The organism is Lactobacillus sp. ESL1191 (genome assembly GCF_058504435.1).
Map to the genome: position 1 here is coordinate 1223045 of NZ_CP196365.1, position 12931 is coordinate 1235975.

Sequence of the window (12931 nt, forward strand, 5' to 3'; positions counted from 1 at the left end):
CTATCTGATGAATCCTACATACTCTCTCTTCATTAATAATCCATTAATTTGACGAGATAACTCCAAGACAACTCCAATTACAATCAATAGACTGGTTCCCCCTAGTCCGATTGAACTAGGTAAATCCCAGAAATTAGTTGCAAGCTGGGGCAACAGTGCCACCAAGCCTAAGAAGACTGAACCAACAGTTGATAATCTAATTAACAACTTTGAAACATAATTTTGCGTATCTTTTCCTGGCCAAACGCTTGGAATATAAGCTCCTTGCTTCTGTAAGTTCTTGGCTAGCTTTTCAGGATTAACCTGAACAAAAGCATAGAAGAACGTAAAGAGCACGATCAGAATTGTATAAATAATTACCCCAGGGGTAGTTTGCATACTGAAGATATTAGTCATCACCTTGTACCATTCCTGATCGCCTTGCGTTCTTTGGAAGGCCATTAGAATAGTTGCTGGCGTGATAATAAACGAACTAGCAAAAATAACTGGAATAACACCAGAAACATTAACCTTTAGCGGCAAAAAACTTTCTGATCCACTAATAGTTGCCCGTCTGGTATATTGAATTGGAATGCGGCGATCTGCCTGTTCAACCCAAGTAACGATCTGCGTTACGATTAGGATTGCAATGATAATCGCGATGAAGAACAAAATACCTTGCCAGCGATCACTCACACTGTTGTTGATAATTTCATCTTTGTATAGCTGCCATAGTCCGCGAGGGAGTCTGGCAATAATTCCGGCAAAAATGATTACCGAAACTCCATTACCAAGACCCTTATCAGTGATTTCATCACCGAGCCAGGTCAATACCATTGTTCCTGCTGTCATAATGATAGCAATTTCTGCGTAGGTCTGCGGTGTTTGCGTTTTTACTAATCCCATCTGGGTTAACGCATTGAAACCTAGCGTAATACCAATACTTTGAAAGAAAGCCACTGCTAACGAGAGCCATCTAGTTACTTGATTGGTCTTACGGCGACCAACTTCACCTTGCTTGCCCCACTCTACTAAGGTTGGAACAATATCCATTTGCAACAATTGAATAACAATTTGCGCCGTAATATAGGGGGAAACACCTAGTGAAAAAATTGAATAATTATCTAGTCCACCACCGGAAACAGTATCCAACATTGGAACTAAGCCCGTTTGTGCAACTTGAGTAATCGCCTTTGCATTTACACCCGGAACAGTAATATTAGCTCCAATGCGGTAAATTAATAGAATAAAGAGGGTAAAATAAATTTTATTCCTAATCTCTTTATCCTTAAAGGCGTTCTTCAAGGTCGAAAACATTAGATCACCTCAATAGATCCGCCTGCAGCTTCAACTGCTTTTTGTGCAGCGGCGGAAACTTTGCTAACCTTTACGTTTAACTTAACTTTTAAATCACCCTTAGCGAGTAACTTAACGCCTGCTAATTCCTTCTTAACCAAGCCTTTTTCTTTCAGACTAGCAACAGTTACTTCGCTGCCGTCTGCAAACTTGTTTAAGTCGTCTAAATTAATAATTGCGTATTCTTTACGGTTAATGTTATTGAAACCACGCTTAGGCATAGTTCTGAACAGTGGCATCTGCCCACCTTCAAAACCTAAACGAGTATGTCCGCCTTGACGGGATAATTGTCCCTTTTGTCCACGACCGGAAGTCTTTCCGTGACCACTTGAAGTACCGCGACCAACGCGTTTTCTAGTACCTCGTGAACCTTCAGCAGCACGTAATTCATTCAGCTTCATTAATTCAGCACCTCCTCTTTTATTTGTTAATCTCTTCAACCGAGATTAAGTGAGCAACTTTTAACAATGCACCACGAATGGAAGCATTGTCTGGTAGAGTAGCTGTACTGTTAATTCTACCAAGGCCAAGAGCCTTAACAATTTTCTTTTGGTCAGGTAGACGGTGCGCAGCACTTCTAATTAAAGTAACTTTTAATTCAGTCATTTATCTAGTCTCCCTAATCTAAACTTGCGTGACGAAGCTTTTCAACATCTTCACTAGTTCTAAGCTTCTTTAAACCATCAATTGTTGCACGAACAACATTAATTGGTGTATTTGATCCAAGTGACTTAGAAGTAACATCAGCGATACCGGCCATATCCATAACGATACGAACGGCACCACCGGCAGCAACTCCAGAACCAGCTGGAGCTGGCTTAATCAAAATGCTACCTGAACCGTAGTGGCCAATCACTTCGTGCGGAATGGTTGTACCAACCTTAGGAACAGTGATCATGTTCTTCTTACCAGCTTCGACGGCCTTACGGATTGCTTCTGGAACTTCTTGAGCTTTACCAGTACCAAAGCCTACACGACCTTTTTTGTCGCCCACGATTACTAGGGCAGCAAATCTCATTCGTTGACCACCCTTGACAACCTTGGTGACACGATTAATTGCTACTAACTGATCTTCGATGTCGTCTTTGTTTCTGCGATTATTACGAGAATCGTTGCGGTTTGCCATGTATTTTCTCCTTTCCTAGAAATCTAACCCGTTTTCACGCGCGGCGTCTGCCAAAGCTGAAATACGGCCGTGGTATAGATAACCACTTCTGTCAAAAACGACACTTGATATTTTCTTTGCCTTTGCTGCAGCGGCAATTGCCTTACCAACAGCTTGAGCTTGTTCGACCTTAGTTGATCCCTTAACAGAGTCATCCAAAGTTGAGGCACTTGCTAGCGTTACACCCGCTACGTCATCAATTAATTGAGCGTAGATGTTTTTGTTTGAACGAAAAACGCTTAAGCGTGGGCGCTCAGCAGTACCAGAAATTTTGCTACGAATACGTTTATGACGCTTTAAGCGTAATTTATTCTTATCTGGTTTTGAAATCACAATTTCACCTCAAAATTTATTTATTACTTACCTGTCTTACCTTCCTTACGACGTACGTATTCATCAGTATAGCGAATACCTTTACCCTTATATGGTTCAGGTGGGCGTACATCGCGGATTTCAGCAGCAAATTGTCCAACATTTTGCTTAGAAATCCCTTCTACTTCAATTTCAGTAGCTGAAGTAGCTTTAACAGAAACACCTTCTGGTGCAGTCAATTCGACTGGGTGTGAGTAGCCAACGTTCAGAGTTAACTTGCTACCTTGTGCTGCTGCACGGTAACCAACCCCAATTAACTTCAAAGTCTTCTTGTAGCCATTAACTACACCTTCAACCATTGATGCTAAGTTTGCACGTTCCGTACCGTGAAGTGCTTTATCACTTTCACTCGAACGAGCAAAGTTAATCTTACCATCTTCTTGCTTAAAGGTAATTTTTGGATCAAAGTATCTAGTTAATTCACCCTTTGGTCCCTTGACAGTAATGTCGTTACCCTTTTTGGTAACAGTGACATTATCTGGGACTTCAATTGTTTTTAAACCTATCCGGCTCATTGATTATGCTCCTTTCTGTCAGAATTACCAAACGTAAGCAACAACTTCGCCGCCAACGTCTTTTTGTCTAGCTTCCTTGTCGGTAATCACACCAGCAGAAGTAGAAACGATGGCAATACCCAAGCCGTTAAGAACTTTAGGTAAATTTTCAGCGCCCACGTAATTTCTCAGACCTGGCTTTGAAATACGCTTCAAGCCTGAAATGACCCGTTCTCCGTCTGGACCATATTTCAAGAAAATCTTGATAATGCCCTGTTTGTTGTCATCAGTAACTTCGTAATCACGGATGAAGCCTTCGCGTTTCAAAATTTCCGAAATAGATTTTTTAATATTTGATGCAGGAATTTCAACAGAACTATGCTTTGCCATATTGGCATTTCTAATTCTAGTCAAGTAATCTGCGATCGGATCTGTCATGACCATTTATGCTATCCTCCTAACCGTATTACCAACTGGCCTTTTTAAGACCTGGGATTTGACCCTTGTGAGCTAAATCTTTCAGACAAATACGGCATAAGCCAAATTTACGGTAAACGGAGTGTGGACGACCACATCTCTCGCAACGAGTATATTCACGTGAAGAAAATTTAGCAGGACGATGATTTCTAATTTTTTGTGATGTTTTAGCCATTAATGTCCTCCATTATTTTGCAAACGGCATACCAAATTGACTTAAAAGCGCTTGTGCTTCTTCATCAGTATTGGCAGTAGTAACGATAACAACGTCTAAACCTCTTGTCCGATTGACTTTATCAAAGTCAATTTCCGGAAAAATCAATTGTTCCTTAATGCCTAAAGTATAGTTACCACGACCGTCAAACGAACGGCTTGAAACACCGCGGAAGTCACGAACACGAGGAAGTGAAACATTGACTAACTTGTACAAGAAATCATACATTCTATCTCCTCTAAGGGTTACCTTAGCACCGATAGACATACCTTCACGCAAGCGGAAGTTAGCGATTGACTTCTTAGCCTTCGTAACCAGTGGTTTTTGACCGGAAATTAGGGTTAATTCTGCCACTGCTTCGTCCAAGTTCTTGGCATTAGCAACAGCGTCACCGACACCCATGTTCAAAACAATTTTTTCAATTTTAGGTACTTGCATTACAGACTTATATTCAAATTTATCTTGCAGTGCAGGAACAATTTTTTCTTTATATTCTTGAGCTAAATAATTTGCCATTTGTGTCCTCCCTTCTATTTCTTATTCTTTGTTTCTTCTTTTTTGCTTTCAGACTTGGCAATAACCTTTACATTTGAAGCGTGAATTGAACCATTTGATTCAACAACACCACCATTTGCATTAGTTTGTGAAGGTTTTTCATGTTTCTTAATTGTATTAACACCCTTAACAACCACCCGGTTCTTCTTGGTGTTAACTGAAACAACAATCCCTTCTTTGCCTTTGTCTTTTCCAGCAATAACCTTTACTTTGTCACCAGTTTTAACAAACATCAGTGCACCTCACTTATAAGACTTCAGGAGCAAGAGAGACGATCTTCATAAAGTCGTGCTCACGCAACTCACGTGCAACAGGCCCAAAGATACGAGTACCACGAGGGCTTTTATCTTCATTAACAACTACGCCGGCGTTCTCATCAAATTTGATGTATGAACCATCTTCGCGGCGTGCGCCTGATTTTGTTCTAACAATGACAGCTTTAACAACGTCACCTTTTTTGACAACGCCACCTGGTGTTGCTTGTTTGACAGTTGCTACTACGATGTCACCAATGTTACCGGTCTTACGCTTTGATCCACCTAAGACCCTAATAACTAAAAGTTCTCTGGCACCTGAGTTATCAGCAACCTTCAAACGGGATTCATTTTGAATCACTGTATAATCCTCCCCTCACTAAATCCGCAAGTTAAACAGATTTCTTGACAATTTCAACTAAACGAAAGCGCTTTGTACGAGATAATGGACGAGTTTCCATGATACGAACAGTATCGCCAACTTTAGCTTCATTATTTTCGTCTTGTGCGTAGTATTTCTTCGAATATTTGATACGCTTCTTGTATACAGGGTGATTCTTGTAAGTATCAACAACAACTGTAATTGTTTTGTCGTTCTTATCAGAAATTACGCGACCTTGATATACGTGACGATGATTTCTTTCGATTGATTCGCTCAAGTTAATAACTCCCTTCCACTAATCGTTTTTCAATGCTTGTTCGCTAAGAATTGTCTTAATTCTAGCAATATTTTTGCGGACTTTGCTTAGGCGAGCGGTATTTTCTAATTGACCCGTTGCTTGTTGGAAACGCAAGTTAAAGAGTTCTTCTTTGTATTGCTTTTCCTTGTCTAACATTTGATCAGTGGTTAATGCTCTGATTTCCTTAGCCTTCATTAGAATCGCCACCTACTTCCGAACTTTTAGTCACAAACTTACATTTGATTGGTAACTTAGTTGAAGCAAGACGAAGTGCTTCACGCGCAACTTCTTCGCTGACGCCACCAATTTCAAACATAACTTTTTCTCTTTTTACTACGGCTACCCAACCTGCTGGTGCACCCTTACCAGAACCCATACGCACACCGACACCTTTGGCAGTGTATGATTTTTGTGGGAAAATTCTGATCCAAACTTTACCGCCACGCTTCATGTAACGAGTCATCGCAACACGGGCAGCTTCGATTTGTTGAGAAGTGATCCAGTGAGATTCGAGGGCTTGTAAGCCAAATTCACCAAAGACAACGGTCTTACCGCCTTTGGCAGCACCACGCATCTTTCCACGAAATTCGCGACGGTGTTTTACTCGCTTTGGTACTAGAGGCATTATTTGTTTCCTCCCTTCACTTGTTCAGGATTCTTACTCTTGGAAGGTAAGACTTCACCCCGGTTGATCCATACTTGAACACCAATTTCACCGTAAGTGGTGTAGGCATTTACCCAAGCATAATCAATATCCGCTCTTAAAGTTTGTAGTGGTACCCGTCCTTCGGTGTGCCACTCTCTTCTTGCCATGTCGGCACCGTTCAAACGACCAGAGGTTTGTACTCTGATTCCCTTGGCACCAGCACGCATTGATCTCTGTGTAACTTGTCTAATTGCCCGTCTAAATGCAATACGAGCTTCAAGTTGACTGGCAATGCTTTCAGCTACTAACTTAGCATCGAGATCCGGTTTCTTGATTTCAACAATATTAACGTGAACCTGCTTGTTAGTCAAAGCATTCAATTTGCTTCTTAAAGTTTCAACTTCAGAACCGCCTTTACCAATTACCATACCTGGTTTTGAGGTATTGATTGATACGTTAATTCTGTTTGCTGCACGCTCAATTTCAACAGTAGAAACAGAGGCATCCTTTAACGTTTTGGAAATGAATTTTCTGATTTTCAAATCTTCGTTTAAGGTTTCTTTATATCCTCTGTCAGCATACCATTTGGATTCCCAATCACGAATCACGCCGAGACGAAAACCGTTTGGGTTAATCTTTTGACCCATCAATATACCTCCCTTAATCGTTCTTTTCTGAAACAACTACAACTACATGACTAGTTCTCTTGTTAATCGGAGAAGCCATTCCTTTGGCACGTGGCCGAAATCTCTTTAGTGTGGCACCTTCGTTAACGTATGCTTCTGATACGTACAGGTTTGCACTTTCAAGATCGTAGTTGTGTTCTGCATTAGCAATAGCTGAACGCAGAACCTTTTCAACGATTGGGGAAGCAGCTCTAGGCGTAAATTGCAAGATTGCCGATGCTTCAGCAACGTCCTTGCCACGGATCAAGTCAACGACTAGGCGCGCTTTTCTTGCAGCAATCCGAACAGTTCTTGCTTCAGCCCTAGCTGAACTAATTTGTTCTGCCATTTAAGTGTTTCTCCTTCCTCTATTTTGCAGTAGCCTTATCAGCTGATGTCTTGTGTCCACGGAATGTTCTCGTTGGAACAAATTCACCTAACTTATGGCCAACCATGTCTTCAGTCACATAAACCGGGACATGTTTTCTACCATCGTAAACAGCTATAGTCAATCCAACGAAGGAAGGGAAAATAGTTGAACGACGAGACCAAGTTTTAATAACTTGCTTTTTCTCTGTGTCAGCTTGTGCATCAACTTTCTTTAACAATGATGCATCTGCAAAAGGCCCTTTTTTAATACTACGGCTCATTAATTAACCCTCCTTCTATTACTTGCTGCCCTTACGGTGACGAATAATTAACTTCTCACTAGCTTGCTTCTTGTTTCTGGTCTTAACACCACGAGCCTTCTTGCCCCATGGCGTCATTGGTTGCGGACGACCAACTGGGGCCTTACCTTCACCACCACCATGTGGGTGATCGTTAGGGTTCATAACCGAACCACGAGATTGTGGACGTCTGCCTAACCAACGGCTACGACCAGCCTTACCCAACTGAATCAGTGAGTGCTGCTCGTTGCCAACGACTCCAATAGTTGCCCGGCAAACTGACAAGATCTTACGAACTTCGCCACTTTGCAGTCTAACCAAGGTGTATTTACCATCGTTACCTAAGAGCTGGGCACTAGTACCGGCACTTCTAACGAGTTGACCACCCTTACCAGGTCTCATTTCAATGTTGTGAATTGATGTACCAGTAGGAATATCCTTTAATGGTAGCGCGTTACCTGGCTTGATATCAGCATCTGAACCAGATTCAACAATGTCGCCTACCTTTAGTCCCTTAGGAGCTAAGATGTAAGCCTTAATACCATCGGTGTAGTGCAGTAATGCAATGTTAGCTGTTCTGTTAGGATCATATTCGATTGCCTTAACAACTGCTTTAACCTCGTCCTTATTACGTTTAAAATCGATGATACGGTATTTCTGCTTGTGACCACCGCCACGGTGTCTACTAGTAATATGACCATATGAATTACGACCTGCAGTATGTGATTGTGATTCAAGCAAGGTACGTTCTGGCTTGCTCTTAGTAATCTCAGCAAAGTCGGAAGAAGTCATATTACGGCGACCGTTGGTGGTTGGCTTATAAACTTTAATAGCCAATTGACTGACCTCCTATTACTTACTTTCTCCGTTGTTTTCGTCTTTAAAAATCTTGATGTCGTTTGAATCGTTAGTCAAAGTAACAATTGCCTTACGGCTACGAGCAGTCTTACCAAAGTAACGACCAACCCGCTTGTCTTTCCCGCGAACATTCATAATGTTAACTTTCTTAACTTTAACATCAAAAATTTCTTCAACAGCATCGCGAACTTGCGTCTTGGTTGCGGTTAAAAGCACGTTGAAAGTGTACTTCTTATCATCCATTAAGTTCGTTGACTTTTCGGTAATGACAGGTCTTAAAATGATATCATGTGCACTCATTTCTCCGCAGCCCCCTCAACATTCTTTTCAATCACTTCAATAGCATCCTTAGTTAAGATCAACTTGTCGAAATTAACAACATCTTCAACATTCAAACCATTGATCGTAATTACCTTCACGTTCGGCAGGTTCTTAGCTGACAGTTGAACATTTTTGTCCTCTGAAACAACCAATACCTTGCCTTCAACTTTTAAGCCGTCTAAGATTGACTTGAATTCTTTAGTTTTAGGAGCTGACATAGTCAACTGGTCTAAAACAATTAAGTTTTCATCAATCAGCTTTTGGGAAAGAACTGACTTGATAGCCAAGCGACGTTGCTTTCTTGGCATTGAGTACGCGTAAGAACGTGGAGTTGGTCCAAATACTACACCACCGCCGCGCCATTGTGGCGATCTGATGGAGCCTTGACGAGCACGACCGGTACCCTTTTGCTTCCATGGTTTCTTACCACCACCACGAACAGCAGATCTATTTTTAACCTTTGAGGTACCTTGACGCCTGCCAGCTCTTTGTCTGATGATTGCATCGAAGACGACGCTTTCGTTTGGTTCAATCCCAAATACTTCATCCTTCAAAGTAACCTTACCAGCATCTTTACCTTGTTGATCGATAACTTTTAAATTAGCCATTCTAGTCCTCCTTCCTATTTATTACTCTTAACAGCAGTTTTAACAGTAATTAATGAGTTCTTCGCACCTGGAACATTGCCCTTAATTAGCAATACGTTCTTATCAGCGACAACTTTCTCAATTACTAGATTTTCAATGGTAACTTTCTTCGTCCCCATGTGCCCTGGCAAACGCTTGCCCTTTGGTACACGGTTGATAATAGAACCCATTGAACCAGGAATTCTGTGGTATCTAGAACCGTGAGTTTCTGGTCCACGTGATTGGCCCCAACGCTTAATGTTACCTTGGTATCCATGACCTCTTGTAATTCCAGTAACGTCAACTACGTCACCTTCCTTAAATGTGTCCACAGTAATTTCTGAGCCGACTTCGTAGTCCTTAAGCTCAACTCCGCGGATTTCACGTATGAAGCGCTTAGGCGAAGTCTTTGCTTTTTCAGCATGACCTTTTTCTGGTTTGTTGCTCAAAACTTCACGCTTGTCTTGGTATCCTACCTGAATTGCTTCGTAGCCGTCTGATTCAACAGTCTTAACTTGCATAACAACGTTAGGCGCTGCTTCAACAACAGTTACGGGCACAAGGATACCATCTTTGGTGAAGACTTGAGTCATACCGACTTTTCTTCCTAAGATTCCTTTGGTCATGATCACACCTCTTTCTTTTTTAAAAATTATAACTTGATTTCGATGTCAACGCCGCTTGGTAGATCAAGCTTCATTAAAGAATCAACAGTCTTAGGTGTTGGGTTCAAAATATCGATTAACCGCTTGTGGGTCCGCATTTCGAACTGTTCACGTGAGTCCTTGTTCTTGTGTGGTGAACGCAGAACAGTAAACAATACCCTTTCTGTTGGCAGCGGAACTGGACCTGAAATTTCAGCACCAGTTCTCTGCGCAGTAGCTACAATTTTAGCAGCTGATTCATCGAGAATACCATGTTCGTAAGACTTAAGTCTAATACGAATTGATTGACTTGCCATTAAGTAACCTCCTTAACGTCCTCTTTAAAAGATGACTAGCTTCCGCAAAAATTCCCAGCACTACCTCTGTGGCAATGCAGCCAGGTGTGCCGCAACCTTTTGCATCAACGCTTTACAACAATAACGTGCATTAGGGCGGACTACGCCCTAAAAGCACAAAGACTAGTATACCGATCATAAGCTGAAATGGCAAGGGTTTTGGGAGATTTTCTTAATCTTTTTGTTAAAAGTTAGTCGGCCCATTTTTCCAAAAACAAAAAGATACATTTTTCAACTGTATCTTTTGCATTTTAGTTTTTTACTTATTATGCAGACGGTCCAGGCCCTCAGCTGCCTTAGGCCATAATAGGTTGAGTACTAGTAAGGCCGCAATGGCAATTAGCAGAACCCAGCAGCCAGTAGCAAAATTTAGCTGGAGGTTGAGCTTTTCAAAATGATTATTTAGATTGCCCGTGCCCACCTTGCTGCTTGTACACAAAAAGAGACATTGGCTCTACCAATGTCTCGACTTGTAATCTTATATTCAATTTTTACTTACACCAAAATTAGTCAGCGTGACCGCCGCGCGTCTTGATGATCTCTTCCTGGATTGACTTAGGCGTAACCGCATAGTGATCAAAGACCATTGTGAAGGTACCACGACCCTGAGTGGATGACCGCAAAGTAGTTGCGTAACCAAACATCTCAGCCAGTGGCACCATTGAGTTTAAGACTTTGGCCCCAGCACGATCTTCCATGTTGTCCATCGTACCACGACGAGCGGTAATGGAACCCATAACGTCACCTAAGTAATCTTCTGGCGTAATTACTTGCACCTTCATAATTGGTTCAAGAATAACCGCACCAGCTTGCGGTGCAGCATTTCTCAACGCCAATGATGCAGCAACCTTGAAGGCAGCTTCTGAAGAGTCGACTTCGTGATAACTACCATCATAAAGCTTGGCCTTAACATCAATGAGCGGGTAGCCAGCAAGGATACCGTTCTTCATTGATTCTTGCAGTCCAGCGTCGACAGATGGAATAAATTCACGCGGAACAACCCCACCGACAATCGCATCTTCGAACTCATAGCCCTTACCACGGTCATTTGGTGTGAATTCAATCCAAACGTCACCGTATTGACCTTTACCACCAGATTGACGAACGAACTTACCTTGTGCCTTGGTCGGCTTAGTGAAAGTTTCACGGTAAGCAACTTGTGGCTCACCGATCTTAGCTTCAACGTGGAATTCACGCTTCATCCGTTCAACCATGATTTGCAGGTGCAATTCACCCATTCCCGAAATCAGGGTTTGACCGGTTTCTGCGTTAGTTTCAGCTCTAAAAGTTGGGTCTTCTTCAGTTAACTTTTGCAGGGCAACGTCAAGCTTGTCACGATCAGCCTTTGATTCTGGTTCAATTGAAACCTGGATAACTGGATCTGGGACTTCCAAACTTTCCAAAATCAAGGGGTGGTCAGGATCAGTGAGCGAATCACCCGTTGTAGTATTCTTCAGACCAATGGCACCAGCAATATCCCCGGAAAATACTTCAGAAATTTCACTTCTAGAGTTGGCATGCATCTGAAGTAGACGGCCAACCCGTTCACGGCTATTTTTAGAAGCATTCAAAACGTAAGAACCTGATTCAAGTGATCCCGTGTAGATCCGAATATAAGTCAAACGTCCAACAAATGGGTCCGTAGCAATCTTGAAGGCCAAAGCTGAGAACGGCTTGTTATCGCCAGCAACCAGCTCAACTTCTTCGTCGGTCTTAGGATCATGTGCAATGTACGGCTTAACGTCCAATGGAGATGGCAAGTAGTCCACCACACCGTCAAGCATCATCTGAACACCCTTGTTCTTAAAGGCTGAACCAGCAAATACAGGGAAAATATCTAAGTTCAAAGTAGCCTTACGAATGGCCTTTTTTAGCTCTTCATTAGAAATCTCTTCGCCGCCCAGGTACTTCTCCATGATGGCGTCATCAACATCAGCAACTTGTTCAACTAAGTCGTTACGACGCTTTTCAGCTTCTTCCTTATATTCGTCAGGAACTGGAATACTTTCCCAGCTGGAACCAAGCTTGTCTTCATCATAAACGTCAGCAACCATTTCAATTAAGTCGATTACGCCTTCAAAAGTTTCGGCTGAACCAATTGGCATTTGCACAGCTAAAGCGTTGGCATTTAAACGTTCATGCAAAGAAGTCACAGACTTATCAAAATCTGCACCAATTTTGTCCATCTTGTTGATAAAAACAATTCGAGGAACACCGTAAGTTTCAGCTTGGCGCCAAACGTTTTCAGTTTGTGGTTCAACCCCAGCTTGAGCATCAAGAACGGTTACCGCACCATCGAGCACACGTAGTGACCGTTCAACTTCGATCGTGAAGTCAACGTGTCCTGGAGTATCGATAATGTTAATTCGGTAGTCTTTCCATTGTGCAGTCGTGGCGGCTGACGTAATGGTAATCCCACGTTCTTTTTCTTCTTCCATCCAGTCCATCTGGGAGTCACCTTCGTGAGTCTCACCAATCTTGTGGATCTTACCAGTATAGTAAAGAATACGCTCAGTAGTGGTAGTCTTACCCGCGTCGATGTGGGCCATGATACCAATATTACGTGTTTTTTCTAATGGAAATTCACGCTTATTAGCCATA

The 12931-nt window shown here is 42.1% G+C and carries 23 protein-coding genes; all 23 read right to left on the reverse strand.

All coding sequences use genetic code 11. The features are described from left to right. The 23 genes from secY to fusA all read right to left on the reverse strand — a co-directional run bounded on the left by secY (position 1) and on the right by fusA (position 12930). Positions 1-1296 carry a preprotein translocase subunit SecY gene (gene secY, locus ACSYSN_RS06110; protein ID WP_491711995.1) on the reverse strand — a complete coding sequence of 432 codons (1296 nt, stop codon included), beginning with the start codon at positions 1294-1296 and terminating at the stop codon, positions 1-3. Then, complete coding sequence (rplO, locus tag ACSYSN_RS06115) at positions 1296-1736, reverse strand: 50S ribosomal protein L15 (RefSeq protein WP_491711996.1); 441 nt, start codon at positions 1734-1736, stop codon at positions 1296-1298. Before rplO ends, secY begins: the two co-directional genes overlap by 1 nt. A 19-nt stretch (positions 1737-1755) precedes the next feature. Further along, a complete protein-coding gene (gene rpmD, locus ACSYSN_RS06120) occupies positions 1756-1941 on the reverse strand; it encodes a 50S ribosomal protein L30 (RefSeq protein WP_317637131.1) in 186 nt (61 codons plus the stop codon). 13 nt (positions 1942-1954) lie between these two features. Beyond that, a complete protein-coding gene (rpsE, locus tag ACSYSN_RS06125; RefSeq protein ID WP_317637132.1) occupies positions 1955-2461 on the reverse strand; it encodes a 30S ribosomal protein S5 in 507 nt (168 codons plus the stop codon). A gap of 15 nt (positions 2462-2476) precedes the next feature. After that, positions 2477-2833: a 50S ribosomal protein L18 gene (rplR, locus tag ACSYSN_RS06130; RefSeq protein ID WP_491711997.1), complete on the reverse strand. Its 357-nt coding sequence runs from the start codon at positions 2831-2833 to the stop codon at positions 2477-2479. 23 nt (positions 2834-2856) lie between these two features. Then, a complete protein-coding gene (gene rplF, locus ACSYSN_RS06135) occupies positions 2857-3387 on the reverse strand; it encodes a 50S ribosomal protein L6 (RefSeq protein WP_317637134.1) in 531 nt (176 codons plus the stop codon). A 24-nt stretch (positions 3388-3411) separates the two neighbouring features. Continuing rightward, positions 3412-3810: a 30S ribosomal protein S8 gene (rpsH, locus tag ACSYSN_RS06140; protein WP_317637135.1), complete on the reverse strand. Its 399-nt coding sequence runs from the start codon at positions 3808-3810 to the stop codon at positions 3412-3414. Positions 3811-3832: 22 nt separating this feature from the next. Continuing rightward, positions 3833-4018, reverse strand: coding sequence for a type Z 30S ribosomal protein S14 (locus ACSYSN_RS06145; RefSeq protein ID WP_046307561.1), 186 nt, complete (start codon positions 4016-4018; stop codon positions 3833-3835). Positions 4019-4030: 12 nt separating this feature from the next. Beyond that, positions 4031-4573 carry a 50S ribosomal protein L5 gene (gene rplE, locus ACSYSN_RS06150; protein ID WP_317637136.1) on the reverse strand — a complete coding sequence of 181 codons (543 nt, stop codon included), beginning with the start codon at positions 4571-4573 and terminating at the stop codon, positions 4031-4033. A 14-nt stretch (positions 4574-4587) separates the two neighbouring features. After that, a complete protein-coding gene (gene rplX, locus ACSYSN_RS06155; protein WP_317637137.1) occupies positions 4588-4845 on the reverse strand; it encodes a 50S ribosomal protein L24 in 258 nt (85 codons plus the stop codon). Between the two features lie 13 nt (positions 4846-4858). Beyond that, positions 4859-5227, reverse strand: coding sequence for a 50S ribosomal protein L14 (gene rplN, locus ACSYSN_RS06160; protein WP_317637138.1), 369 nt, complete (start codon positions 5225-5227; stop codon positions 4859-4861). 31 nt (positions 5228-5258) lie between these two features. Next, positions 5259-5525: a 30S ribosomal protein S17 gene (gene rpsQ / locus ACSYSN_RS06165; RefSeq protein ID WP_317637139.1), complete on the reverse strand. Its 267-nt coding sequence runs from the start codon at positions 5523-5525 to the stop codon at positions 5259-5261. A gap of 18 nt (positions 5526-5543) precedes the next feature. Further along, positions 5544-5741 (reverse strand): 50S ribosomal protein L29, encoded by a 198-nt coding sequence (gene rpmC, locus ACSYSN_RS06170; protein ID WP_317637140.1) that lies wholly within the window; start codon positions 5739-5741, stop codon positions 5544-5546. Further along, positions 5731-6171, reverse strand: a complete 441-nt coding sequence (gene rplP, locus ACSYSN_RS06175; protein ID WP_491711998.1) for a 50S ribosomal protein L16 — start codon at positions 6169-6171, stop codon at positions 5731-5733. The genes rpmC and rplP overlap by 11 nt, the downstream gene beginning before the upstream one ends. Next, positions 6171-6839 (reverse strand): 30S ribosomal protein S3, encoded by a 669-nt coding sequence (rpsC, locus tag ACSYSN_RS06180; RefSeq protein ID WP_491711999.1) that lies wholly within the window; start codon positions 6837-6839, stop codon positions 6171-6173. Before rpsC ends, rplP begins: the two co-directional genes overlap by 1 nt. 13 nt (positions 6840-6852) lie before the next feature. Beyond that, positions 6853-7206 (reverse strand): 50S ribosomal protein L22, encoded by a 354-nt coding sequence (gene rplV, locus ACSYSN_RS06185; RefSeq protein ID WP_491712000.1) that lies wholly within the window; start codon positions 7204-7206, stop codon positions 6853-6855. A gap of 19 nt (positions 7207-7225) precedes the next feature. Beyond that, the gene (gene rpsS / locus ACSYSN_RS06190) at positions 7226-7507 is read right to left on the reverse strand and encodes a 30S ribosomal protein S19 (protein ID WP_317637143.1); all 282 of its coding nucleotides are present in this window, start codon (positions 7505-7507) and stop codon (positions 7226-7228) included. An 18-nt stretch (positions 7508-7525) separates the two neighbouring features. Beyond that, a complete protein-coding gene (rplB, locus tag ACSYSN_RS06195; protein WP_317637144.1) occupies positions 7526-8362 on the reverse strand; it encodes a 50S ribosomal protein L2 in 837 nt (278 codons plus the stop codon). A 15-nt stretch (positions 8363-8377) separates the two neighbouring features. Beyond that, a complete protein-coding gene (gene rplW / locus ACSYSN_RS06200; protein ID WP_491712001.1) occupies positions 8378-8683 on the reverse strand; it encodes a 50S ribosomal protein L23 in 306 nt (101 codons plus the stop codon). Next, positions 8680-9312, reverse strand: a complete 633-nt coding sequence (rplD, locus tag ACSYSN_RS06205; RefSeq protein ID WP_317637146.1) for a 50S ribosomal protein L4 — start codon at positions 9310-9312, stop codon at positions 8680-8682. Before rplD ends, rplW begins: the two co-directional genes overlap by 4 nt. Positions 9313-9326: 14 nt before the next feature. Beyond that, on the reverse strand, positions 9327-9956 hold the full coding sequence (gene rplC / locus ACSYSN_RS06210) for a 50S ribosomal protein L3 (RefSeq protein WP_317637147.1): 630 nt from the start codon (positions 9954-9956) through the stop codon (positions 9327-9329). 26 nt (positions 9957-9982) lie between these two features. Next, positions 9983-10291: a 30S ribosomal protein S10 gene (gene rpsJ, locus ACSYSN_RS06215; protein WP_317637148.1), complete on the reverse strand. Its 309-nt coding sequence runs from the start codon at positions 10289-10291 to the stop codon at positions 9983-9985. A 545-nt stretch (positions 10292-10836) separates the two neighbouring features. Continuing rightward, positions 10837-12930, reverse strand: a complete 2094-nt coding sequence (fusA, locus tag ACSYSN_RS06220) for an elongation factor G (RefSeq protein WP_317637150.1) — start codon at positions 12928-12930, stop codon at positions 10837-10839. Between the last annotated feature and the right edge of the window lies 1 nt (position 12931).